The organism is Zhouia spongiae, assembly GCF_022760175.1.
GTDB lineage: Bacteria > Bacteroidota > Bacteroidia > Flavobacteriales > Flavobacteriaceae > Zhouia > Zhouia spongiae.
Window position 1 is genome coordinate 3,281,775 of sequence record NZ_CP094326.1, and the last position, 21,909, is coordinate 3,303,683.

General features: G+C 39.2%; 21 protein-coding genes. 7 read left to right on the top strand and 14 right to left on the bottom strand.

The window, feature by feature from the left end; translation table 11 throughout:
• Nucleotides 1-132: 132 nt before the first annotated feature.
• A complete protein-coding gene (prmC, locus tag MQE36_RS14250; RefSeq protein WP_242936647.1) occupies nucleotides 133-999 on the bottom strand; it encodes a peptide chain release factor N(5)-glutamine methyltransferase in 867 nt (288 codons plus the stop codon).
• The gene (locus tag MQE36_RS14255) at nucleotides 999-1,484 is read right to left on the bottom strand and encodes a GNAT family N-acetyltransferase (protein WP_242936648.1); all 486 of its coding nucleotides are present in this window, start codon (nucleotides 1,482-1,484) and stop codon (nucleotides 999-1,001) included. The genes prmC and MQE36_RS14255 overlap by 1 nt, the downstream gene beginning before the upstream one ends.
• Before the next feature lie 74 nt (nucleotides 1,485-1,558).
• On the opposite strand from MQE36_RS14255, the gene ribD reads away from it, so the two are divergent.
• The 3 genes from ribD to MQE36_RS14270 are packed head-to-tail and all read left to right on the top strand — an operon-like array spanning nucleotide 1,559 to nucleotide 3,841.
• On the top strand, nucleotides 1,559-2,608 hold the full coding sequence (ribD, locus tag MQE36_RS14260; protein WP_242936649.1) for a bifunctional diaminohydroxyphosphoribosylaminopyrimidine deaminase/5-amino-6-(5-phosphoribosylamino)uracil reductase RibD: 1,050 nt from the start codon (nucleotides 1,559-1,561) through the stop codon (nucleotides 2,606-2,608).
• Nucleotides 2,601-3,215: an HAD family hydrolase gene (locus MQE36_RS14265; protein ID WP_242936650.1), complete on the top strand. Its 615-nt coding sequence runs from the start codon at nucleotides 2,601-2,603 to the stop codon at nucleotides 3,213-3,215. The genes ribD and MQE36_RS14265 overlap by 8 nt, the downstream gene beginning before the upstream one ends.
• A 14-nt stretch (nucleotides 3,216-3,229) precedes the next feature.
• The gene (locus tag MQE36_RS14270; RefSeq protein ID WP_242936651.1) at nucleotides 3,230-3,841 is read left to right on the top strand and encodes an IMPACT family protein; all 612 of its coding nucleotides are present in this window, start codon (nucleotides 3,230-3,232) and stop codon (nucleotides 3,839-3,841) included.
• A gap of 3 nt (nucleotides 3,842-3,844) precedes the next feature.
• Here the strand turns inward: MQE36_RS14270 and MQE36_RS14275 are convergent, their stop codons facing one another.
• Complete coding sequence (locus MQE36_RS14275) at nucleotides 3,845-4,249, bottom strand: acyl-CoA thioesterase (RefSeq protein WP_278286570.1); 405 nt, start codon at nucleotides 4,247-4,249, stop codon at nucleotides 3,845-3,847.
• Between the two features lie 198 nt (nucleotides 4,250-4,447).
• Here MQE36_RS14275 and dnaA point away from each other — a divergent pair, with 198 nt between their 5' ends.
• The 3 genes from dnaA to MQE36_RS14290 are packed head-to-tail and all read left to right on the top strand — an operon-like array spanning nucleotide 4,448 to nucleotide 7,092.
• Nucleotides 4,448-5,875 carry a chromosomal replication initiator protein DnaA gene (gene dnaA, locus MQE36_RS14280; RefSeq protein WP_242936652.1) on the top strand — a complete coding sequence of 476 codons (1,428 nt, stop codon included), beginning with the start codon at nucleotides 4,448-4,450 and terminating at the stop codon, nucleotides 5,873-5,875.
• A gap of 1 nt (nucleotide 5,876) precedes the next feature.
• Nucleotides 5,877-6,329: a low molecular weight protein-tyrosine-phosphatase gene (locus MQE36_RS14285; protein WP_242936653.1), complete on the top strand. Its 453-nt coding sequence runs from the start codon at nucleotides 5,877-5,879 to the stop codon at nucleotides 6,327-6,329.
• 49 nt (nucleotides 6,330-6,378) lie between these two features.
• Nucleotides 6,379-7,092, top strand: coding sequence for an SAM-dependent methyltransferase (locus tag MQE36_RS14290; RefSeq protein ID WP_242936654.1), 714 nt, complete (start codon nucleotides 6,379-6,381; stop codon nucleotides 7,090-7,092).
• 46 nt (nucleotides 7,093-7,138) lie between these two features.
• On the opposite strand, the gene MQE36_RS14295 is transcribed toward MQE36_RS14290, so the two are convergent.
• From MQE36_RS14295 to dapF, 4 genes are all read right to left on the bottom strand, one after another.
• On the bottom strand, nucleotides 7,139-7,774 hold the full coding sequence (locus MQE36_RS14295) for a peptidoglycan-binding protein LysM (protein WP_242936655.1): 636 nt from the start codon (nucleotides 7,772-7,774) through the stop codon (nucleotides 7,139-7,141).
• A gap of 132 nt (nucleotides 7,775-7,906) precedes the next feature.
• The gene (mltG, locus tag MQE36_RS14300; RefSeq protein WP_242936656.1) at nucleotides 7,907-8,950 is read right to left on the bottom strand and encodes an endolytic transglycosylase MltG; all 1,044 of its coding nucleotides are present in this window, start codon (nucleotides 8,948-8,950) and stop codon (nucleotides 7,907-7,909) included.
• A 2-nt stretch (nucleotides 8,951-8,952) separates the two neighbouring features.
• Nucleotides 8,953-9,477, bottom strand: a complete 525-nt coding sequence (locus MQE36_RS14305; RefSeq protein WP_242936657.1) for a GNAT family N-acetyltransferase — start codon at nucleotides 9,475-9,477, stop codon at nucleotides 8,953-8,955.
• Nucleotides 9,471-10,247 carry a diaminopimelate epimerase gene (gene dapF, locus MQE36_RS14310; RefSeq protein WP_242936658.1) on the bottom strand — a complete coding sequence of 259 codons (777 nt, stop codon included), beginning with the start codon at nucleotides 10,245-10,247 and terminating at the stop codon, nucleotides 9,471-9,473. Before dapF ends, MQE36_RS14305 begins: the two co-directional genes overlap by 7 nt.
• A 131-nt stretch (nucleotides 10,248-10,378) precedes the next feature.
• Between dapF and MQE36_RS14315 the strand changes: the two genes are divergently transcribed.
• Nucleotides 10,379-11,761: a S1C family serine protease gene (locus tag MQE36_RS14315; RefSeq protein WP_242936659.1), complete on the top strand. Its 1,383-nt coding sequence runs from the start codon at nucleotides 10,379-10,381 to the stop codon at nucleotides 11,759-11,761.
• Between the two features lie 178 nt (nucleotides 11,762-11,939).
• Here MQE36_RS14315 and MQE36_RS14320 read toward each other — a convergent pair whose 3' ends face one another.
• From MQE36_RS14320 to ilvD, 7 genes are all read right to left on the bottom strand, one after another.
• Nucleotides 11,940-12,773 carry a sulfurtransferase gene (locus tag MQE36_RS14320; protein WP_242936660.1) on the bottom strand — a complete coding sequence of 278 codons (834 nt, stop codon included), beginning with the start codon at nucleotides 12,771-12,773 and terminating at the stop codon, nucleotides 11,940-11,942.
• Between the two features lie 9 nt (nucleotides 12,774-12,782).
• Nucleotides 12,783-14,384, bottom strand: coding sequence for an NADP-dependent glyceraldehyde-3-phosphate dehydrogenase (locus MQE36_RS14325; protein ID WP_242936661.1), 1,602 nt, complete (start codon nucleotides 14,382-14,384; stop codon nucleotides 12,783-12,785).
• A gap of 489 nt (nucleotides 14,385-14,873) precedes the next feature.
• Complete coding sequence (ilvA, locus tag MQE36_RS14330) at nucleotides 14,874-16,139, bottom strand: threonine ammonia-lyase IlvA (protein ID WP_242936662.1); 1,266 nt, start codon at nucleotides 16,137-16,139, stop codon at nucleotides 14,874-14,876.
• Nucleotides 16,140-16,190: 51 nt separating this feature from the next.
• The gene (ilvC, locus tag MQE36_RS14335; RefSeq protein ID WP_242936663.1) at nucleotides 16,191-17,666 is read right to left on the bottom strand and encodes a ketol-acid reductoisomerase; all 1,476 of its coding nucleotides are present in this window, start codon (nucleotides 17,664-17,666) and stop codon (nucleotides 16,191-16,193) included.
• A 12-nt stretch (nucleotides 17,667-17,678) separates the two neighbouring features.
• A complete protein-coding gene (gene ilvN, locus MQE36_RS14340) occupies nucleotides 17,679-18,212 on the bottom strand; it encodes an acetolactate synthase small subunit (protein WP_242936664.1) in 534 nt (177 codons plus the stop codon).
• Nucleotides 18,213-18,219: 7 nt separating this feature from the next.
• Complete coding sequence (gene ilvB, locus MQE36_RS14345; protein ID WP_242936665.1) at nucleotides 18,220-19,953, bottom strand: biosynthetic-type acetolactate synthase large subunit; 1,734 nt, start codon at nucleotides 19,951-19,953, stop codon at nucleotides 18,220-18,222.
• A gap of 61 nt (nucleotides 19,954-20,014) precedes the next feature.
• Entirely contained in the window at nucleotides 20,015-21,694 is a 1,680-nt protein-coding gene (gene ilvD / locus MQE36_RS14350) for a dihydroxy-acid dehydratase (RefSeq protein WP_242936666.1), read from the bottom strand.
• Between the last annotated feature and the right edge of the window lie 215 nt (nucleotides 21,695-21,909).

Genomic DNA, 21,909 nt, shown 5'->3' on the forward strand with positions numbered 1-21,909 from the left:
ATTTAGGGCTTGCTCTTCAACTAAATAAAATCCGATTTAACCCAAAAGCAAGGAAACAAACATAGTAAAATAAACGATAGCTCATACGGCAAAACAGTTAAAAAACAGGGTTTTACAGATAAAAAACACAACTTAGAATGAAACACACCCGTGAACAGAAGATTTTACCATTCTGTAATTACCTCTAAAATCTTTTTTTAACCGATTATGTTCAAACCCGGTATTTTCAAGCATCTTTATGGTTTCGTCAGGCAGGTACTGGTTTATTTCAAAATACAAAGCTCCGTTAACACATAAATGCTCCCTGGCCAGAACGGCTATTTTTTTATAGAACAACAATGGTTCCGCATCTGAAACGAAAAGAGCAGAATGCGGCTCGTAGCGAAGAACATTATCGTGCATCTCCTTTTTTTCGAGATCTCTTACATAAGGGGGATTGGAAACAATTACATCATAACACCCGCTAAGATCTTCCAATTCCAATACATCAGCCTCAATAAAGTCTATATCTACATTATGCTGCCTCGCATTATCTTTAGCCATCTTCAGCGCCTCCGCAGAAACATCCATCGCTGCAACCTTCGAGCAAGGAATATTCTTTGCGAGAGCTATAGCAATACATCCGGAACCGGTGCCGATATCTAATATTTTTACAGGCCGGTTCTCTGCCCTCTTATCCTTCACAATCCAATCTACCAATTCTTCAGTTTCAGGCCGGGGTATCAACGTATTACTATTTACCTTAAATGACAACCCATAAAAATAAGCTTCTCCTACAATGTACTGAATCGGTTTCTCTAACTTTAGTTCACTCAACGCTTTAAAAACCACTGTTTCATCTTCCTTTGATATCACCCTGTCAGGTTCCGATATCAGGTCTATCCTCCTGATATCAAAGTAATGCTCCAACAGCATAAAATAAAAGCGGTCCACTTCCTTTGCTTCATAAAGTCCGTCAAGTTCCCGATGAAATACCTGTTGAATATCTTTCACCCTCATTACAAATATTTTAGCATCCATACCGTACAAGAACAATGTCCGGTATTTCCCATCGGGGCGTCTATATACCCAAACCCGGATTTTTTATATAGTTTCTGCGCTGCCAGCATATTAGGCATCGTTTCCAGATAACACTTTTCAAAACCATATTCCCGGGCCCTGTCAAGACAGGCTTGCATCATCTTCATCCCTATTCCCTTCCCTCTTGCTGCCTCCAGAAAATACATCTTCTGAAGTTCACATACATTACCATCATAATAAGCCAAAGCAGCTATACCGGCACCACCTAGAACTTTTCCGTCAAGCTCAACCACAAAATAGGAGGCTTTTTCTTCATCGTAAGCTTCATACATCTTATCCAAAGCTTTATCTGCATATGCCGTACCAACTTTCGGCACATCGTGCTCGAGAAGAACCGATCTCAATACGTTTGCCAACTTCTCATTATCACCTGGTTTTATTTCTCTTATAATATAATCTGCCATCCTTATATAAAATACTATTTTTGCACCTGAAACTCGTTAAGACTTAATCTGGTTAAAAGCTTTATATTATTGGCGTGAATATACACGAAAAATACATAAAACGATGTATTGAACTGGCTAAAAATGGACTTGGAAACACATACCCGAACCCTCTTGTTGGCTCGGTAATAGTATATCAGGACAAAATCATCGGGGAAGGTTGGCATAAAAGAGCCGGAGAACCGCATGCAGAGGTTAATGCAATTAACTCCGTCCGCAACAGGAATCTGTTAAAAAAAGCTACCATATATGTCAGTTTAGAGCCTTGTAGTCATTTTGGAAAAACACCTCCGTGCAGCGATTTGATTATATCTTCAGGCATAAAGAATGTAGTCGTTGGAGCCATCGATCCGTTTGTAGAAGTAGCCGGCAGAGGGATTAAAAAGATGATAGAAGCAGGATGTAATGTAACTGTCGGTGTATTAGACGAAGAATGTCAGGCCCTGAACAAACGCTTTTTTACTTTTCACAACAAAAAGAGACCTTACATCATTTTAAAATGGGCTGAAAGTGCCGACGGATATGTAAGTCCTGTTAAAAAAAACATCAAAGAACCGGTTTGGCTTACCAATCAATATTCAAGACAACTGGTTCATAAATGGCGAAGTGAAGAACAAGCCATTTTAGTTGGCACCAATACGGTATTGGATGACAACCCAAAACTGAATACAAGAGACTGGAAAGGCCTATCGCCTGTCAGAGTTGTTATTGACAAAAACCTGAAAACCTATCCCGACCATTGCATTTGGAATGGACATGTAAAAACCTTTATCATTACAGACCTATCAAGTGAAGATAAAAACCTTTCTGACAACATCATTTTACAAAAAGTTGATTTTCAAAAACCTGTCATCCATGAAATTTGCAAAATACTTTTTCAGGAAGGTCTTCAAAGTATTATTATAGAAGGTGGTTCCAAAACGTTACAAAACTTTATTGATGAAAATCTGTGGGATGAGATCAGAAAATTTAAAAGTAAGGTTGTATTAAACGAGGGGACTCCTGCACCTGTCACGGGTGCAACAATTATAAGTGCTGAAAAAATACTAACCGACAACCTTTTTTATTACTACAACAATGATTAAAAATATAATTTTCGACTTTGGTGATGTATTTATCAATCTGGATAAGCCTGCAACCGTAAATCAGCTTTCAAAATTGGATAGCAGCTTTTGTGTTTCCGGTAAAATGAACGAGATCAATGAAGCATACGAAAAAGGACTGATCGCTACCGACGCCTTCGTTTCATTTTATAAAAGCAAATTTCCAGCGATTAATGAAGCATCCCTGATAAATGCATGGAATGCCATTATCTTGGACCTGCCGGAATACAGGCTTTCTTTTTTGGAGCAACTTGCAAACGAAAAAAAATACCGCCTTTTTTTACTTAGCAACACCAATGAACTACACATTGAACATGTAATAAATACCTGCGGTTCAGACACCTTTAACCGGTTTAAAGACTGCTTCGAAAAATTTTACTTGTCGTATGAAATTCGTTATAGAAAACCTGATCCCGAGATCTATAAATATGTTTTATCTGAAAACAAGCTCAATCCGGAAGAAACCTTATTTATTGATGACGTTAAAGAGAATACCGATGCGGCTTCGGCTCTCCGTATTAAAACCTGGAACCTAAAGCCCGGAATTGACGATGTAACGATGTTAAAGGATCAAACCTGTTTCGGATAATTAAAAAATATAGTTTGAAAGACACCTACCGAACCATCACAAAGCCTTCTGAAGAAATCCTGTATAAAGAAAAAAACAGCAAGTTTTTCGGTTATGTATTCCCTATACAAAATGAAGACGAAGTAAAAGACCTGCTCGAAAGTATTAAAAAGCAACACCACAGTGCCAGACATTGGTGCTATGCGTGGCAGTTTGGAACAGGACAGAACATATCATACAGAGCCAATGATGACGGAGAACCAAATAATTCTGCAGGAATGCCGATATACGGTCAGATACAATCGTTCGACCTTACCAACACCCTTATTGTGATTGTGCGTTATTTCGGTGGCGTAAAACTTGGAGTCGGCGGTTTAATTACCGCTTATAAAACTGCAGCACAAATGGCTCTCGAAAGTTCAGAAATCATAGAAAGAACGATCGATATTATTTACGGACTGAAATTCGAGTACAAAGACATGAATAAAGTAATGCGCATCATTAAAGAAAAAAACATAATCATTGTTTCTCAAAAAATGGAACTCGATTGCTTTATAAAAATTTCTGTCAGACAAAAAGAAGCTGAAAACATCAAACAGGTTTTCGATCAATTATACGGTGTGTCCATAAAAGAAATCGATGGTTAAAGTTTAATCAATTTCCAACTTCTCCAGGATATAATCCGGACAACGTGTCGGACGGTTTGTTTTCATATCTATAAATGCCAAAGCGGTATATCCCTGAACCAATAATTCCTCCTGCCCGTTCCATATCTCATAGTCAAATTCGATCTTTACTGCAGGTCGTTTTTTAAGCCTGGTTTTTATTGTTAAAAGATCATCATATTTGGCAGACTTTTTGTATTTCAGTTCCAGGCTTATAACAGGAAGCATAATTCCGTTTTCTTCCATCGATTTATACGAAACCCCTAAATTACGCAACCACTCAACACGTCCTAATTCCAGGTACTGCGCATAATTCCCGTGATATACCACTCCCATTTGGTCTGTTTCAGCATACCGGACCCGTATGTTAATTTGATGATTATTGTTCAAATTTTCAATAATTTTTTGTATGTTAACGAATTGTAAAATTAAGTTAATAAGGATGCGAAAAAAAAACGATAAATTCAACCCCTATTACATTTTTTTTTTCAATTTTTTGTTCACATATTTGTTCACTCAAAGAGAGCTGAAAACTCTCTTGCACACATTTTAATCTAACCTGCTAACAATTAAAATATTACTTAACAAATGAATCTGACTGCGGAATCGGTATGGGAGAACTGTCTGGATTTTATAAAGGACAACATTCAACCTCAGGCATACAAAACATGGTTTGAACCCATAAAATCGATTAAGCTTACCGACAACGCATTGAGCATTCAGGTACCCAGTAAGTTTTTCTACGAATGGCTGGAAGAACATTACGTAAAACTTTTAAAAGTTGCCTTACGGAGGGAGTTAGGTGAAAATGCCAAATTGATATACATTATCAAGATGGAAAATACTTACGGAAACAAACAACCGTTTACCGAAAAAATCCCTAGTTCAAACAGAGCTAATTTACAGCCTCAGGAGTTAGATGTTCCTATTAAGAAAAAAAGTCCGGAACTAAAGAATCCTTTTATTATCCCGGGCATCAGGAATATAAAAATCGAATCTCAACTAAATCCGAACTATAATTTCGATAATTTTTTAGAAGGTGATTCCAACAGACTTGCCAGATCTGCCGGGATGGCTGTTGCCAATAAACCGGGAGGCACTTCCTTTAATCCGCTGCTGATTTTTGGTGGTGTAGGTCTGGGTAAAACACATTTGGCCCACGCCATCGGTGTTGAGATCAAAGACAAACACCCGGACAAGACCGTTTTATACATTTCTGCTGAAAAATTCACCCAGCAGTATATCGAATCCGTAAAGAAGAATACCCGGAATGACTTTATACATTTCTATCAGCTGATTGATGTTTTAATCATTGATGACGTACAATTCTTTTCAGGAAAGTCCGGTACTCAGGATGTTTTCTTCCATATATTCAATCATTTACACCAGAATGGAAAACAAGTAATCCTTACATCCGACAAGGCTCCTGTCGACATGCAGGACATCGAGCAACGTTTATTATCACGGTTTAAGTGGGGGTTATCGGCAGAGTTACAAAGTCCGGATTACGAGACCAGGGTTTCTATCCTGAACAACAAACTTTACCGTGACGGGGTTGAGATGCCCGAGGAGATCATAGAATATGTTGCCCGTAACATCAAGTCTAATGTAAGAGAATTGGAAGGAGCTGTTATTTCCCTTATTGCCCAGTCATCCTTCAACAAAAAGGAAGTTACGCTGGATTTGGCCAAACAAATTGTCGAAAAATTTGTAAAGAACACAAAAAGGGAAGTTTCAATCGATTATATACAAAAGGTGATTTCCGACTATTTCCAGATGGACGTAGAAACCCTTCAGTCGAAAACCAGAAAACGCCATATCGTCCAAGCCCGTCAATTAGCCATGTTCTTTGCTAAAAAATACACCAAGGCATCTCTGGCTAGTATCGGATCGCAAATAGGCAAGAGAGATCACGCTACTGTATTGCACGCATGTAAAACTGTTGACAATCTGGGCGAAACCGACAAGCAATTCAAGAAGTACATCGAAGACCTCAATAAAAAATTCTCTCAATAAGATGGAAAAAAAGATTCTAATGGTGTGCCTTGGGAACATTTGCAGATCACCATTAGCGGAAGGGATATTGAAGCACAAAGTGAATCCTGAAAAGATTTTTGTTGATTCGGCCGGAACAGCCGGTTATCACGTCGGGGAAAAGCCCGATCCCAGATCCGTGGCCATTGCAGAACACTACCATATTAATATCTCCGATCAACGTTGCAGGCAATTTAAGGTTTCGGATTTTGATGCATTCGATCATATTTACGTGATGGATAAAAGTAATTATCACAACGTATTGAAGCTTGCCCGAAATGATGAGGACAAAAGCAAAGTTGACCTTATTTTAAATGCCATCAGCCCTGGCAAAAACATGGAAGTACCCGACCCTTATTACGGAGGGGATCAAGGCTTTGATAATGTTTTCAGAATGCTGGATATGGCTTGTGACATTATAGCCGGCAAGCTCTAATATTTTTAACTTATATTTACTCCTGATAATTAATTCAAACCTGATTATTTTGAATACGCAACTAGGGAAAGTATATTTGATTCCTACTACTCTTGGCGATGTAGAACCGTTGGAAGTTTTGCCTTTATCCATTAAACGCTCCATAGAGGCCATTAATCATTACGTAGTTGAAAATGAAAAAACGGCCAGGGCATTTATTAAAAAAATAGCTCCTAAAAAATCTCAACCCGGATTAAAAATTCAGTTGCTTAACAAATACACTGACACGAATGAACTGCCGTCTTTTTTGGATCCATGCCTCGAAGGCCATCATCTGGGTGTTATTTCAGAAGCAGGATGCCCCGGTGTGGCAGATCCGGGAGCAGAAATTGTAAATATTGCACATCGAAAAAACATTCAGGTAATACCATTGGTAGGCCCTTCTTCCATATTACTGGCATTAATGGCCAGTGGCATGAATGGCCAGAGTTTTGCCTTTAACGGTTACCTTCCCATTGACAAGGGAGAAAAGAAATCTGAGATAAAAAAGATTGAAAAGCGATCCAAAGAACTTAAACAATCACAGATATTCATAGAAACCCCATATAGAAACAATAAGCTATTGAGTGATTTTTTAAGCATCCTCAACCCTCATACCAAATTATGTGTAGCCTGCGACCTGACATTACCCTCAGAGTTCATTAAAACACAAGCTGTTTCTAATTGGAAGCATACTGAAATAGACCTACATAAACGACCCTGTATCTTTATTTTCCAGGCATAAAAAAACCTCGCTGGTGACGCGAGGTTTTTTATCAGCTAATTAAAATCTAAATTCTAGCCTTCTTGTTTGGCACTATATACGAGGTGTCGTACCCCGCAAACTTTCTCATATAGTACGTAACAGGAACGCCATTACCATCTTCAAATCTTTCTACTCCCCCCGACAGCAAATATTTTTTCACTGCTCCGGGTCCGGCCAAATGCGCAGCCGCCAACATTCCAGATTCTGTAACTTTGATACCGTTGTACACACTACCGGCGTATCTTTTAATGTAATTTCTTAAAACCCATTTATTGCGTTCTAAATTAGCAACAAATGCTTTTTCCTGTAATTCTGCATCATTTAAAAACTCATTCGTATTCTTAATTCCAATAAGTTTTAACGTAGACTTACCAAACTGGTATTTTCCCATATACCCAAACTGGTTTACTACGGAATAATCTCCTCCCGATTCCTTAAAAGCCAACGCTTCCTTAAAACCGTTAAACGACCTTCCTAAAAAAGGAGGCATGACCGTATCTTCTGTAATGTCTCCCCCGGTAGCAGATACTGTGTACTTAAGCGGTTCATTAACCACATACGCCTCATCCACCACCACGACTTTTTTCGTATAAGTAAAGCCTAAACTTATTAATACAAAAACGGCAACTATTACGTGTAAAACAATCGTGCCTTTTCTCATAAGTTATAATTTCTTTGAGCCTTACTTTTACAACCACAACTACGGCTATAAAATGCTCAAAATTTGAGGGCGCAAAGTTACACTTTTTTTACAAAACTGAAAATCAACCCGTTAAAGTTTCCTTAAAACTCGCTAGCGGTTAATTTTCTGTTTGTTTAACCAACGAACATATTGTTGCTTATTTACATTGTGCTGGCTCAGTGTTTTCGCAAACTTATGATAACCGAAATTATGAGTGTCCGCAACAAAGTACAGGTATTCGTGTTTCTCGGCATTAAGGACTGCATCGATAGAAGATATATCGGGCATTGTTATCGGGCCTGGTGGAATTCCGGCATATTTATAGGTGTTATATGGTGAATCTAATTCCAGATCTTTATATAACACCCGTTTTATCACGGTGTCAAAATCATTTCTATGCTTTTTTATAGCAAAGATGACTGTAGGATCTGCCTGTAAAAGCATATTCTTTTTAAGCCTGTTTAAATACACTCCGGCTACTCTTGGCCGTTCATCAACCTTGGCCGTTTCCTTTTGAACAACGGCAGCAAGGGAAATAACTTCTTCCCTCGATAGGTTTAATTTTTCAGCCTTTGCTATTCTTTCTTCGTTCCAAAATCTGTTGTATTCTTTCAACATCCGGTCCCTGAAATTTTCTGCTGAAGTATTCCAGAAAAATTCATAGCTATTAGGAATATATGGTGTGAGAGCCGTATCATCACTCAGATTGTTAGAGCTCAGAAACTCATCATCATTCAATGCCTGCACTAAAGAAATACTATCTGCTTCAATTTGCATAGCAATCCTTCCAGCGAGCTTTTCGACACTTTCCTGGTTATTGAAAGTAACATTTACAGGTAAATTATTGCTTCTTAGGGTATTGATTATATCGTTATTACTCATCCCCTTTTTTATTCCGTATTTTCCTGCTCTTATATTATTTACATAGCCTTTTCTATCGGCGACATCTTCAAAAGAATTAACGTTTTTTAACAAAGGGGTTAACTGTTCTTTCACATCCTTAAACCTAAAATCACTCTGGATATACACGTATGCCACATCGTTAGTAAATTGGGTGTTCGGAGAAAAAATAGCACTATAAATCTTATAGACAATAACCCCGCCTATAATCACCCCCAACAGCGCTATAACCACTAATATCTTTCTGATATACATTTTTATTTCTTGATTTTTTGATACATTATTTCATCTAAATACCCCCTGGAAGTCCATTTCCAATCTCTTTTTATTCCAATCTTCTCAAAACCAAGCTTTTCGAAAAGGAATATACTTGCCTGATTATCAGCTGCTATATTGCAATACAACTGATGCAGGTCTAAATGGTTAAAACTGTAAGAAATCAACAACTTCAGGGCTTCTTCCCCCATTCCTTTCCGTTTGTGCCGATCATCCAAGATAATGATCCCTACTCCGGCCCGCTTGTTTTTCGGATCAAATTCGAAGAGGTCGATAAACCCGATCAACTCATTTGAAACAGTATTTATAGCCAGACGCAGCTGCTTTACCTCGTATATATCTCTGTGTGCGTTTGCCAAATATTCTTCCAGAACAAACTTAGAATACGGGGCTACCGTTTCACTTACCTCCCATACAGAAGTATCATTTTCCAGTTTATACAGGAAGCCGATATCTTCAGGCTCCAAGGCCCTTAAGAATACTTTATTCCCTTTTAGATTTACCATTCCACAACTCCTTTAAATACTTGTTTGGCCGGTCCTTGTAAAAACACATTTTCAAAAACTCCGTCCCTGTCCTCAAAAGACACCTTTAATTGTCCGCCGGGAGTATTTAATGTTATTTGAGTCGCATCTGTCTTCTCTTTAACATACATAGCGATCGCCACTGCTGTAACCCCTGTACCGCATGAAAAAGTTTCATCTTCTACCCCTCTTTCATAAGTTCTTACTGAAAAAATGTCAGTCCCGGCTTGTTCTACAAAATTAATATTACTTCCGCTTTCACCATACTTTCCATAACGGAGTCTGGCGCCCTCTTTTTTAACATCAAAACGCTCTAATCCTTCAACCTGCTGCACATGATGCGGAGAACCTGTATTTAAAAAAACATGATTATCGAAACTTTCTACTGCCTCTACATCAATCATTTGTAGTTTGACGATGTCGCCTTCAATTACGGCATTATGAAGACCATCAACTGCATTAAAAGCAGCTTCTTTGTCGATCACTCTTAAAAATTTAGCAAAAGCCACCAAACAACGGCCTCCGTTTCCACACATGGTACTCTCATTACCATCTGCATTGTAATAGACCATTTTAAAATCTGCTGATTCATCATTTTCCAGGAGAATTAATCCGTCGGCACCAATGCCAAATCTTCTGTCGCAAAGGTGATTAATCAGTTTGGTATTATTTTTGGGAAATTCCATTGAACGATTGTCAATCATAACAAAATCATTTCCCGTTCCTTGATATTTATAAAACTGTATCGTCATTTTCAATAAAGTTGAACGGCAAATATACAATAATGTGAGGCTTTTTTCTATTGTTAAACTGCCGTTAAAGTTGAAATATGGGGAAAATAATGAAGTAATTTTAAATGTTAAATAATACAAACAATAATAATATGAAACGATTTGCAAGCTTACTATTTGTATCCGTTTTGGGTGGCGTTATTACTCTGGGCGCGTATAAGGCTTTTGTAGAAAAAGATACTATTGTTGTAGACTCGGAAGCCATACAACCAAAATTTGTTACCACTAATTATAACGGAGCTACACCTCCCAATCCAATAGCTGATGTTGATTTTACCGAAGCTGCGGACAAAACCGTGCATTCGGTGGTTCACGTAAGTAATGTATCTGTTTACAGATCGCCTGTAAGTATCTTTGATCTCTGGAGAGGTTCCGGAGGCGGAGAACAAACCCGTGTCGGTACCGGATCCGGGGTTATTATTTCTCCTGACGGTTATATTGTAACAAACAACCACGTAATTGACAATGCGAGTAAACTTCAGGTTACCTTAAATGATAATAAAACCTATGAAGCTGAATTAATAGGAAGCGATCCTTCTACTGATATTGCCTTGCTTAAGATAAATACAGGTGAAGAGTTACCGTATCTTGCTTTCGGAAATTCAGACAACACTAAAGTCGGAGAATGGGTATTGGCAGTTGGTAATCCGTTTAACCTGACATCGACTGTAACTGCAGGTATTATCAGTGCCAAAGCAAGAGACCTGGGCAAGAATCAATCTTTTATTCAGACTGATGCCGCAGTAAATCCGGGTAACAGCGGAGGTGCTTTGGTAAATACCAATGGTGATTTGATAGGGATTAATACAGCCATCACCTCACAAACCGGTTCTTATATAGGATACTCTTTTGCAGTACCTAGCAACATTGCTAAAAAGATTGTTGAGGATATATTAGAATATGGAGATATACAGGAAGGTAAATTAGGGATATATCCCCGAGAATTAAATTCACTGGTTGCTGAAAAACTTCATATTTCTAACAGTTCCGGTATCTACATTAATAAAGTCATCGAAGACTCAGGTGCCGATAAGGCCGGATTGAAGGAAGGGGATATTATTATTAAAATAGATGATAAAAGCATAACTTCGAACGCACAGCTAACCGGATTTTTAAAGTCTAAAAGACCGAACGATCGGGTTCATGTTACCGTATTAAGAAACGGAGCCGAAAAAACAGTTCCTGTAACGCTGTTTAAAGACCAGACGTATGTTGCCAATTCACTTGGTTTTGTGGTTAAGAACATGTCTGAAAAAGATATAAAAAAGTATAAGACTAAAGGAGTGAAGATCACAAATGTAGCATCAGCCTGGGATGGCTATAATTTTGAAGGGAAAATAATCACCCATATTAACGACGAAAAGGTTGATGGTATAGACGATGTGAAAAACATGCTGGAAAACGCAGAAGGTTATCGTGTTAAAGTCACTTTTATAAATGATGAAGGGGAGAAAGAAAGTATTTATTTCAGGTAAATTCTTTTCTTTTTGGAATCATTAGGGCGCAAACCCACGGAGCATTTCATAAAAACACGTTTTCAAACTTTAAACACTTACTAACGAGGCAAGCCTCGGGGTATTTACCCTGTAAGGAATAAACAAAAACAGCCACTTTTAAAAGTGGCTGTTTTTTATTTTTGTATCATAATTAATTTTACTTTTCAACCGGATATTCCGATTGTCCCCATTCGGTCCATGAACCGTCATATACCTTTACCGGGTTATCATTTACCAGTTCACTGGCCAGCATAGCTATACAAGCGGTTAAACCGGAACCACATGAAAAAACATATGGGGTATCATCATTAATTCCAGCCTTTGTAAATTCATCTTTAAGGGCTTCCTTTGATTTATATTTTCCTTCTTTCAAAAGCTTCTTAAAAGGTAAATTATATGACTTTGGGATATGTCCGCTGCGTATTCCCTTTCGTGGCTCGGGAATTTCTCCACTGAATCTTTCCGCAGAACGCACATCAATCACAATATGATCCTGAGAACTGATGTTTTTATATATCTCTTCTGCATTCATCAAAATCTCCTTATTAAAGGAAGCTCTAAAATCTCCTTCTTCCGAAATATGAGGAACCAGATTCAATGCTGTTTCGTACCCACTTTCAATCCATGCCGGCAATCCACCATTTAAAACTGCTACATGATGGTGCCCCATGACTTTAAACAAAAAACGCACCCTCGGACTAAAGTATATACCCAAATTATCATAGACTACAACTTTGCTCGTATTTGAGATGCCTAAGCTGCGAGCCCCTTCTTCAAAGGCTTCCGGAGAAGGAACCGTGTTTGGCAACAGGCTTTTCTGGTCACTGAATACATTCTTCAAATCAAAAAACCTTGCATTTGGAATGTATTTACCCTCATAAGGAGGCACCAAGCCGGAAACATTAGCATTTTGACTTGCATCAAGTATAATAAGGTCAGGATCATTTATATGATCATGAAGCCATTCTGCCGATACGATTGTTGTTTGCATAAATCAATATTACAAAATATAATCTGTGCTAACAAAGTTTGAAGCTTTGCTTCCTAATAGATCTTCAAGAATTCTATTGTTATATACCGTATCTTTTGATGCCACGAAAGTCCTGATGGAGAAAGAACGCAAGGCATCGTGAACACTTAAAGTACTCACGGCAGAATCTTTTCTTCCAGTAAACGGATACACATCCGGTCCTCGTTGACATGAGCTATTGAGATTAACTCTGCATACAAGATTAACCAAATTATCGATTAAGGGGGCTATGGTTCTTATATCTTTACCAAACAAACTTACCTGTTGTCCGTAATTTGAGCTTGCAATATCGTCTATAGGTTCTTCTATATTTTTAAAAGGAATCACCGGGATCACCGGGCCAAACTGTTCTTCTTCATAAACACGCATTTCCTTGGTTACAGGATAAAGTACTGCCGGATAAATATAATTTTCAGTGATCTCTCCACCTTTCTCATTAAGTATGCTGGCCCCTTTTGCCAGTGCATCATCAATCAGGCCCTTGATGTACTGAGGTTTTCCCGGTTCCGGAAGTGGTGTCAGCTGTACCCCCTCTTCCCAGGGATTTCCGAATTTCAGTGCATCTACCCTCTCAGCAAAACGCCTGTTAAATTCATCTACAATTTTTTCCTGAACATAAACTAATTTCAATGCAGTACAACGCTGTCCGTTAAACGATAAGGCTCCGGCAATACATTCATTAATCGTCAGGTCTAAATCGGCATCTGAAAGCACGATGGCAGGATTCTTAGCTTCAAGTCCCAGCACAAGACGCAAGCGATTTTTATACGGATGCTGATCTTGTAATGCTACTGCAGATTTGCTGTTTCCTATCAAGGCAAGCACATCTATTCTCCCTGATTGCATTATCGGAGCAGCTACTTCTCTACCTCTGCCATATACAATATTTACCACCCCTTTAGGAAAGCTGCTTTTAAAAGCCTCTAACAGTGGTGATAGTAATAAAACGCCATGTTTAGCCGGTTTAAAAATAGTCGTATTCCCCATAATGATTGCAGGAATCAACAAAGCAAATGTTTCATTCAGAGGATAGTTATATGGCCCAAGGCAAAGCACTACGCCTAATGGACCTCTTCGGATATGAGCATAAACCCCGTCTCTTTTTTCAAACTTTGCACAGTCGCGATCCAGTTGTTTATATTCCTCTATAGTATCGTAAATATATTCAACCGTTCTGTCAAATTCCTTTTGCGAGTCGGACAAATTTTTTCCTATTTCCCACATAAGATATTTTACAATAGGGTCTCGTTGCTTTTCCATTTGCCGTACAAAGCGCTCCATGCACTCTATCCTGTCGGCTACCTTCATGGTAGGCCATAGTCCTTTTCCTTTATCAAATGCATCACATGCCGCCTCTAGGGCTTCGTTAGCTTCAGGTTCGGTCATATAAGGAATAGAGCCCAATAATGTTGGAGCATATTCTCCATTTTCATTAACCGTATGAATGGTAGAATAAACCGGAGTTGTTTTTCCGGACCATTTTTTCAGCTGTCCATTAACCAAGTAAGTATCTTGGTTTAGCAGGTTATCTATTTGAAATTCTTCCGGGATTTCGGCAGTTTGTGTTTTCATCTCTTTTAAATTTTGGTTTAACCGATATAGAAATTAACATCCATCAGTAAATAAAATATAATGCTAAATCACTTGTCGTTCATACAGATGAAAAACATCATACTTTTTTAGTTAGTTATTAATTTATGCTTTGAGTCAAATACCTTTATTGTTTTATGATGCCTTTTACATAGTTACCAACTTCCAAATTCACTACATTCATTTGTCGATACTAACTGAAAGATCGCAACATAAAACATAAAACCTCACTTATGTACTGAAGAGAGGTTTTTTAAGGGGTTTACCCGACAACCGGAATTTAACCCCGATAATATCCGGAGTTCCGAAACTTTTCCTTGTGAAATACTCCCAACGGAATTTCATAGGGCTTGCGTCGAAATGTTTTGCCCTGCGCGAGCTATCTCCGAGACAGTTGACGAGCTTAAACAAATTTAAATATTACGCTCCTTAAAAGTAAATCATTTGCTTTAATTTAACTTAAAGTAATAATCAAACTAAGAATTGAAACAAATCCGGTTTGTTATTCAGGTAATCTCCGTAAAAATTATGGGCTTTCATTCGGGCTATCAGCGGTTCGAGATCCTTTTCATTTTTCAATTCGATCCCTACTACTGCGGGTCCGTTTTCCCTGGCATGTTTCTTGGAATATTCAAAATGTGTGATATCGTCGTCAGGACCCAGGATTTCTGCAACAAATTCTTTTAACGCTCCTGCTCTTTGCGGGAATCGAATTATAAAATAATGTTTCAAATTAGCGTACAACAACGCACGTTCTTTAATCTCGGCTGTTCTTGTTATATCATTATTGCTCCCGCTTACCAGGCAAACTACATTTTTACCTTCTATTTCTTCCTTAAACGAATCCAGAGCGGCGATAGATAATACTCCAGCCGGCTCTACCACAATGGCATCCCTGTTGTATAAATCTAATATGGTCTGACATACCTTCCCTTCAGGTACGGTAATCACAGCATCCAGCTGCTGTTTACAGATGTCGAAAGTAAGGTCTCCTACTTTTTGTACAGCTGCTCCGTCTACAAATTTCTCGATATGCTCAAGCTCAGTGTTTACACCATTCTTTATAGAGGTGGACATCGACGGTGCTCCTTCAGGCTCAACCCCTATGATTTTGGTGTTGGGGGAAAGTGTTTTGAATACTGTTGAAAGTCCTGATGCCAATCCGCCCCCTCCTACCGGAACAAAAATATAATCAATTTGTTTAGAGGTCTGATTCAGCACTTCAAGGCCAACGGTTGCTTGTCCTTCGATCACTTTTTCATCATCAAACGGATGTACAAAGGTCTTCTCAAGTTCTTTACATGCTTTCATTGCCGCCTTATATGAATCGTCGAAAGTATCTCCATAAATTACGATATCAATATAATCTTCACCGAACATTCTTACCTGTTCAATTTTCTGTTTTGGCGTAGGAGTCGGCATATAAATAGTGCCTTTTATCTGAAGCTCCTTACACGAAAAAGCCACTCCCTGAGCATGATTCCCTGCTGATGCGCATACAATACCGTTTTGCTTTTCTTCGTCAGTTAAAGAATTCATCTTATTGTAAGCTCCACGTATCTTATAGGAACGTACTATCTGAAGGTCTTCTCTTTTCAGCAGTACCGTATTGCTAAATTGCTTCGAATAGGTGATGCTCTTCATTAAAGGCGTTACCGTAGCTACACCGCCAAGTGTTGCTGCCGCTTTCTTTACGTCTTCTAAGTCGGGTTTGTATGTTGTTTTTACTTGCATCATAATTTTTTAAAACATCACAGGCACGATATACGTACCTGTGACCAAGTTTTATTAAAGTGATGATATGGTCTTCATATCAGTCATTGACTGACGTAACCAGGCTCCCACTTCTTCTATCGGGTGGTTTCTGATAGCGTCGTTTACTGCGATCAATTCTTTATTATCCACATCGTTCGATGCACTGAAAGACTTACCGATAACGTTGGTATCGACAGTTTTCATAAAGTCAGTTAACATCGGGCGACATGCATGATCGAATAAGTAACATCCGTATTCAGCCGTATCAGAAATAATACGATTCATTTCGTACAGTTTTTTACGGGCTACCAGGTTTGCGATTAGTGGCAACTCATGAAGCGATTCGTAGTATGCAGATTCCTCGATGATTCCTGTTTCTGTCATGGTTTCAAAAGCCAGTTCAACCCCTGCTTTCACCATTGCTATCATTAACACTCCATTATCAAAGAATTCCTGTTCTGAAATTTCAGCAGCAGTCGCTTCCGTTTTTTCAAAAGCAGTTTCTCCGGTAGCCTCTCTCCAGGTTAATAAATTGATATCATCATTTGCCCAGTCTTCCATCATTGTCTGAGAAAAATGGCCGCTCATAATGTCTTCCATATGCTTATGGAATAACGGCGCCATAATTTCTTTTAACTCTTCAGCCAGTCTAAAGGCCTCAATTTTGGCAGGGTTCGAAAGCCTGTCCATCATATTGGTGATACCACCGTGTTTAAGTGCTTCGGTAACTACTTCCCATCCATATTGCATTAATTTAGCGGCATATCCGGGCTCGATACCTTTTTCAACCATTCTGTCGAAACACAAAACAGATCCGGTCTGAAGCATTCCGCAAAGAATGGTCTGCTCGCCCATCAAGTCTGATTTTACTTCTGCCACGAATGATGAACGAAGTACACCTGCTCTGTGCCCTCCGGTTGCATACGCATAGGCTTTTGCCTGTTCAAAACCTTTTCCCTGAGGATCATTCTCCGGGTGTACTGCAACAAGCGTTGGTACTCCGAAACCGCGCTTATATTCTTCGCGAACTTCAGAACCAGGACATTTGGGAGCTACCATGATTACCGTTAGGTCTTTACGGACCTGCATTCCCTCTTCTACGATGTTAAATCCGTGAGAATATGCCAGGGTAGCGCCTTCTTTCATCAGTGGCATAATAGCATTTACCACATTCGTATGCTGCTTGTCGGGAGTAAGGTTACAAACCAAATCGGCAGTTGGTATCATCTCTTCATAAGTACCAACGGCAAAACCATTATCTACTGCATTCCTGTACGACTGACGTTGTTCTTTGATAGCGCTGTCACGCAATGCGTATGATATGTCAAGACCGCTGTCACGCATATTCAACCCTTGGTTCAGTCCTTGCGCACCACTTCCAACAATTACAACTTTCTTGCCTTCAAGTGCTTTGATTCCGTTGTTAAATTCTGATTTATCTAAAAAGTCACAAGTTCCTAACTGTAATAATTTTTCTCTTAGTGAGATTGAATTAAAATAATTTGCCATTTTAATGGTTTATTAATTGATTAATTGAAATTCTTTTAACATTGTTGATATATCCATTCGCTCTTTTGATACCGATATCCTGCCGGACCTGGTAAACTGCATTATCCCGTAAGGTTGCAATTCGTCGTACAAGGCTTCTATTTCGTATCGTCTGCCTGTTTTTGCAATCACGAAAAAATCGCGTGATACGGTTACAATTTCCGAATGACTTTCTTTTATGATATTCTGGATCTGACGCTGGTCAAAAAGCAAATCAGACTTAATTTTAAACAGTGCTGTTTCCTGAAAGATGGTTTCGTCGTCGGTATGATAATAAGCTTTGATTACCTCTATCTGCTTTTCTATTTGTCCGACGATACGCCTGGCCCACGATTCTGTAATATTCACTACAATTACAAACCGGGAAACATTTTCTATTTCTGAGCCTGAAACGTTTAAGCTCTCTATATTGATATGACGCTTTAAAAATATGCCCGATATTCTGTTTAGCAACCCTATATTATTCTCTGAATAGATAGAGATGGTATATGTTTGTTTTTCTTCCATAGTACGCTTAGCTTAGTCTAACATCCGATACCGATGAACCTGTTGGTATCATAGGAAATACATTATCTTCTTTTTCTACTTTTACCTCCAGGAAGTATGCTTCTTCAGAAGCCATCATTTCCTGAACGGCCCCCTGAAGGTCTTCCCGTTTGGATACCCGTTTCGCCTTGATATGGTAGCCTTCAGCTATTTTTACAAAATCAGGATTCACCAATTCCGTAGAGGCATATCTCCTGTCGAAAAACAACTGTTGCCACTGACGTACCATTCCCAAGAAGTCGTTATTGAGTACTACAATTTTAACGGCAGCTCCTGTCTGGAAAATAGTACCCAGTTCCTGTATGGTCATTTGATAACCACCATCTCCGATAACTGCCACCACTTCTCTTTCCGGATCGCCCATTTTAGCTCCGATTGCTGCGGGTAAAGCAAAGCCCATGGTCCCTAAACCTCCGGAGGTAATATTACTTTTGGTTTTATTAAATTTTGCATAACGACAGGCGATCATCTGGTGTTGTCCTACATCGGTAACAATAACCGCCTTGTGTTCTGAAGCCTTATTGATCTGGTCGATCACTTCGCCCATTGTAAGACCTTCCTTTTCAGGATGCAGGTCGTTTTTGATCACTTCATCGAACTCAATGGCGTAACGCTTTTTAAATTCCCCGTGCCATGCTTCGTGTTTATTATTATCAATAAGCGGTAAAACCCGTTGAAGTGACTCTTTTACATTTCCCAAGATAGCCACCTCTGTTTTTACATTCTTGTCTATCTCGGCCGGATCTATTTCAAAATGAACAACTTTAGCCTGCTTGGCATAAGTACTCAAATCGCCGGTAACGCGATCGTCGAAGCGCATTCCCAATGCAATTAATACATCGCATTCGTTGGTTAAAACATTCGGACCGTAGTTACCATGCATTCCAACCATTCCGGTATTAAACTCATGGTCAGAATCCAGTGCTGACAATCCCAATAAGGTAGATGCCGCCGGAATTCCTGCTTTCTCAATAAGTTGTTTTAATTCTTCTTCTGCCTGTCCAAGAATAATTCCCTGTCCCCAAACAATAAAAGGTTTTTTAGCCTTATTGATCAAATCGGCTGCCTGCTCTACTTTAGACTTTTCTATTTCCGGTTTCGAATTATAGCTTCTGATCCCTGTACATTTCTCATAACTAAAATCAAACTCTTCAAACTGAGCATTTTTAGTAATATCGATCAGAACAGGTCCCGGTCGTCCGGAACGGGCTATATAGAAAGCCTTTGCCATTACTTCAGGTATTTCGGAAGCACTGGTTATCTGGTGGTTCCATTTGGTAACCGGTGTAGATATTCCGACAATATCGGTTTCCTGAAAGGCATCAGACCCTAATAAATGACTTGCTACCTGTCCGGTAATACAAACCATGGGCGTTGAATCAATCTGGGCATCTGCAATCCCTGTAACCAGGTTTGTTGCTCCCGGTCCTGAGGTTGCCATAGCCACCCCTACTTTTCCGGACACACGTGCGTACCCTTGTGCAGCGTGTGTAGCACCTTGTTCATGACGTGTAAGGACATGATGAAGCTTGTCCTGAAACTTATATAGTTCATCATAGATCGGCATGATGGCACCACCGGGGTAACCATAAACCAAATCGACCCCTTCCGCCAATAAACAATGTATAACGGCTTCGGCACCACTTATTCTCATAGTAGTTTCCTTTTTTTCCTGCTTTTGGGTTAATGTTTTTGTTTCCATAATACATTCAGTTATGAAGCCTTAAACAGTCAGCTACTGTTCAAGCATAAAACAACTATCTCTAGAATTCATCGGTTACACATCCGTCTGATGCCGATGAAACAGTTTTAGCATACTTATATAATATTCCTTTTTTAAATTTCAATTCCGGAGCCGTCCAATCGGCTCTTCTCTTTTCCAGTTCTTCATCAGATATTTCAATATCGATGGTATTGTTAACAGCATCGATAGAGATGATATCACCATTTTCTACAAGGGCGATGTTACCGCCTACCTGTGCCTCCGGTGCTACATGACCAACGACAAAACCATGAGATCCTCCGGAGAACCTGCCATCTGTGATTAAGGCAACGTCTTTCCCAAGACCGGCTCCCATAATCGACGAAGTTGGTTTTAGCATTTCCGGCATTCCCGGGCCGCCTTTGGGGCCTTCGTAACGGATAATGACCACATCTCCTTTTTTTACTTTCCCTGATTTAATTCCTTCATTTACTGCTTCTTCACCGTCAAACACATTGGCAGTTCCTCTGAATGACAATCCTTCTTTCCCTGTAATTTTGGCGACTGCGCCTTCTGTCGCAAGGTTCCCGAAAAGAATACGGATATGTCCTGAGTCTTTGATCGGTTCTTCTAGTTTTTTTATGATGTCCTGTCCGTCAATCAGGTTGGACACATCTTTTAAGTTTTCTGCAAGGGTTTTACCTGTTACTGTCAAGCAATCTCCATGAAGCATATCGTTATCTAATAAGTACTTTAATACTCCCGGAATACCTCCTACTCCATGTAGATCCTCCATGGAATATTTACCACTGGGCTTTAAATCTGCCAATAAAGGTGTTGCATCGCTAATCCGTTTAAAATCTTCTAAAGTAAAATCTACCTGTGCTGCTTTAGCTATCGCTAGAAAGTGAAGTACTGCATTGGTAGACCCCCCCAGAACGGTAACCAGCCTAAATGCATTTTCCAGCGATCTCTTATTAACGATATCCAAAGGCTTAATGTCTTTTTCTAATAGCAGCCGCAGTACTTCCCCTGCTTTTACAGACTCTTGCTCTTTCAGATTTCCATTACTGATAGCAGGATTCGACGAGTTAAACGGCAATGACATCCCTAATGCTTCTATGGCAGAAGCCATGGTGTTGGCTGTATACATCCCGCCACAGGCACCGGCTCCGGGGCAAGCTTTATGAACTACCTCTTTATATTCTTCATCATCAATCTTACCTGCTACTTTCTGACCGTAAGCTTCAAACGCGGAGATAATATCTAATTTTTTACCATTATGGCAACCTGAGGCTATAGTGCCTCCGTAAACCAATATAGAGGGCCTGTTTAAGCGTAGCATTGCCATTAATGCTCCCGGCATATTTTTATCACAACCCACTACCGTTACCATACCGTCATAGCTCATTGCTTCCACAACAGTTTCCATTGAGTCGGCTATAATATCTCTTGAAGGCAACGAATAACGCATCCCCGGTGTACCATTAGATATCCCGTCACTGACACCTATGGTATTGAAGATCAATCCGACCAAACCGGCATTTTCAGTTCCTTTTTTAACTTGTTTTGCCAGATCGTTTAAATGCATATTACATGGATTGCCCTCGTAACCTGTACTGGCAATACCTATTAAAGGTTTTTTTAAATCTTCATCGGTAAGTCCTATGGCATGCAGCATGGCCTGGGCTGCCGGCAATGTAGGATCTTGTGTGACTTGCTTACTATACTTATTTAACATTTTACTTATAATATTCTTATTAAACAGCTAAATTATTTGATTAAATACTCTATTTCTCTTCTTTCTGAAATTCAGATTAAAACTCAAATGAATTCATAACTATACAAAAACCTCATTATCAGTATTTTACACGTTATTTTTTATCATATTCAACATATGAAAATTGTTTAAACGAAAAAGACCTGTATCGGTTTGAATGATACAGGTCTTTTTCG

What these genes read in the sequence shown, in the direction of transcription:
- ilvN (WP_242936664.1), bottom strand. Translation starts at nt 18,212, where the DNA reads ATGGAAGAAAAACAAACATATACCATCTCTATCTATTCAGAGAATAAT.
- MQE36_RS14305 (WP_242936657.1), bottom strand. Translation starts at nt 9,477, where the DNA reads ATGGTAAATCTAAAAGGGAATAAAGTATTCTTAAGGGCCTTGGAGCCT.
- MQE36_RS14295 (WP_242936655.1), bottom strand. Translation starts at nt 7,774, where the DNA reads ATGAGAAAAGGCACGATTGTTTTACACGTAATAGTTGCCGTTTTTGTA.
- dapF (WP_242936658.1), bottom strand. Translation starts at nt 10,247, where the DNA reads ATGACGATACAGTTTTATAAATATCAAGGAACGGGAAATGATTTTGTT.
- ilvA (WP_242936662.1), bottom strand. Translation starts at nt 16,139, where the DNA reads ATGATGCAAGTAAAAACAACATACAAACCCGACTTAGAAGACGTAAAG.
- ilvD (WP_242936666.1), bottom strand. Translation starts at nt 21,694, where the DNA reads ATGTTAAATAAGTATAGTAAGCAAGTCACACAAGATCCTACATTGCCG.
- MQE36_RS14285 (WP_242936653.1), top strand. Translation starts at nt 5,877, where the DNA reads ATGGAAAAAAAGATTCTAATGGTGTGCCTTGGGAACATTTGCAGATCA.
- ilvB (WP_242936665.1), bottom strand. Translation starts at nt 19,953, where the DNA reads ATGGAAACAAAAACATTAACCCAAAAGCAGGAAAAAAAGGAAACTACT.
- prmC (WP_242936647.1), bottom strand. Translation starts at nt 999, where the DNA reads ATGAGGGTGAAAGATATTCAACAGGTATTTCATCGGGAACTTGACGGA.
- MQE36_RS14320 (WP_242936660.1), bottom strand. Translation starts at nt 12,773, where the DNA reads ATGCAAACAACAATCGTATCGGCAGAATGGCTTCATGATCATATAAAT.
- mltG (WP_242936656.1), bottom strand. Translation starts at nt 8,950, where the DNA reads ATGTATATCAGAAAGATATTAGTGGTTATAGCGCTGTTGGGGGTGATT.
- dnaA (WP_242936652.1), top strand. Translation starts at nt 4,448, where the DNA reads ATGAATCTGACTGCGGAATCGGTATGGGAGAACTGTCTGGATTTTATA.
- MQE36_RS14255 (WP_242936648.1), bottom strand. Translation starts at nt 1,484, where the DNA reads ATGGCAGATTATATTATAAGAGAAATAAAACCAGGTGATAATGAGAAG.
- MQE36_RS14265 (WP_242936650.1), top strand. Translation starts at nt 2,601, where the DNA reads ATGATTAAAAATATAATTTTCGACTTTGGTGATGTATTTATCAATCTG.
- MQE36_RS14325 (WP_242936661.1), bottom strand. Translation starts at nt 14,384, where the DNA reads ATGAAAACACAAACTGCCGAAATCCCGGAAGAATTTCAAATAGATAAC.
- MQE36_RS14315 (WP_242936659.1), top strand. Translation starts at nt 10,379, where the DNA reads ATGAAACGATTTGCAAGCTTACTATTTGTATCCGTTTTGGGTGGCGTT.
- ilvC (WP_242936663.1), bottom strand. Translation starts at nt 17,666, where the DNA reads ATGGCAAATTATTTTAATTCAATCTCACTAAGAGAAAAATTATTACAG.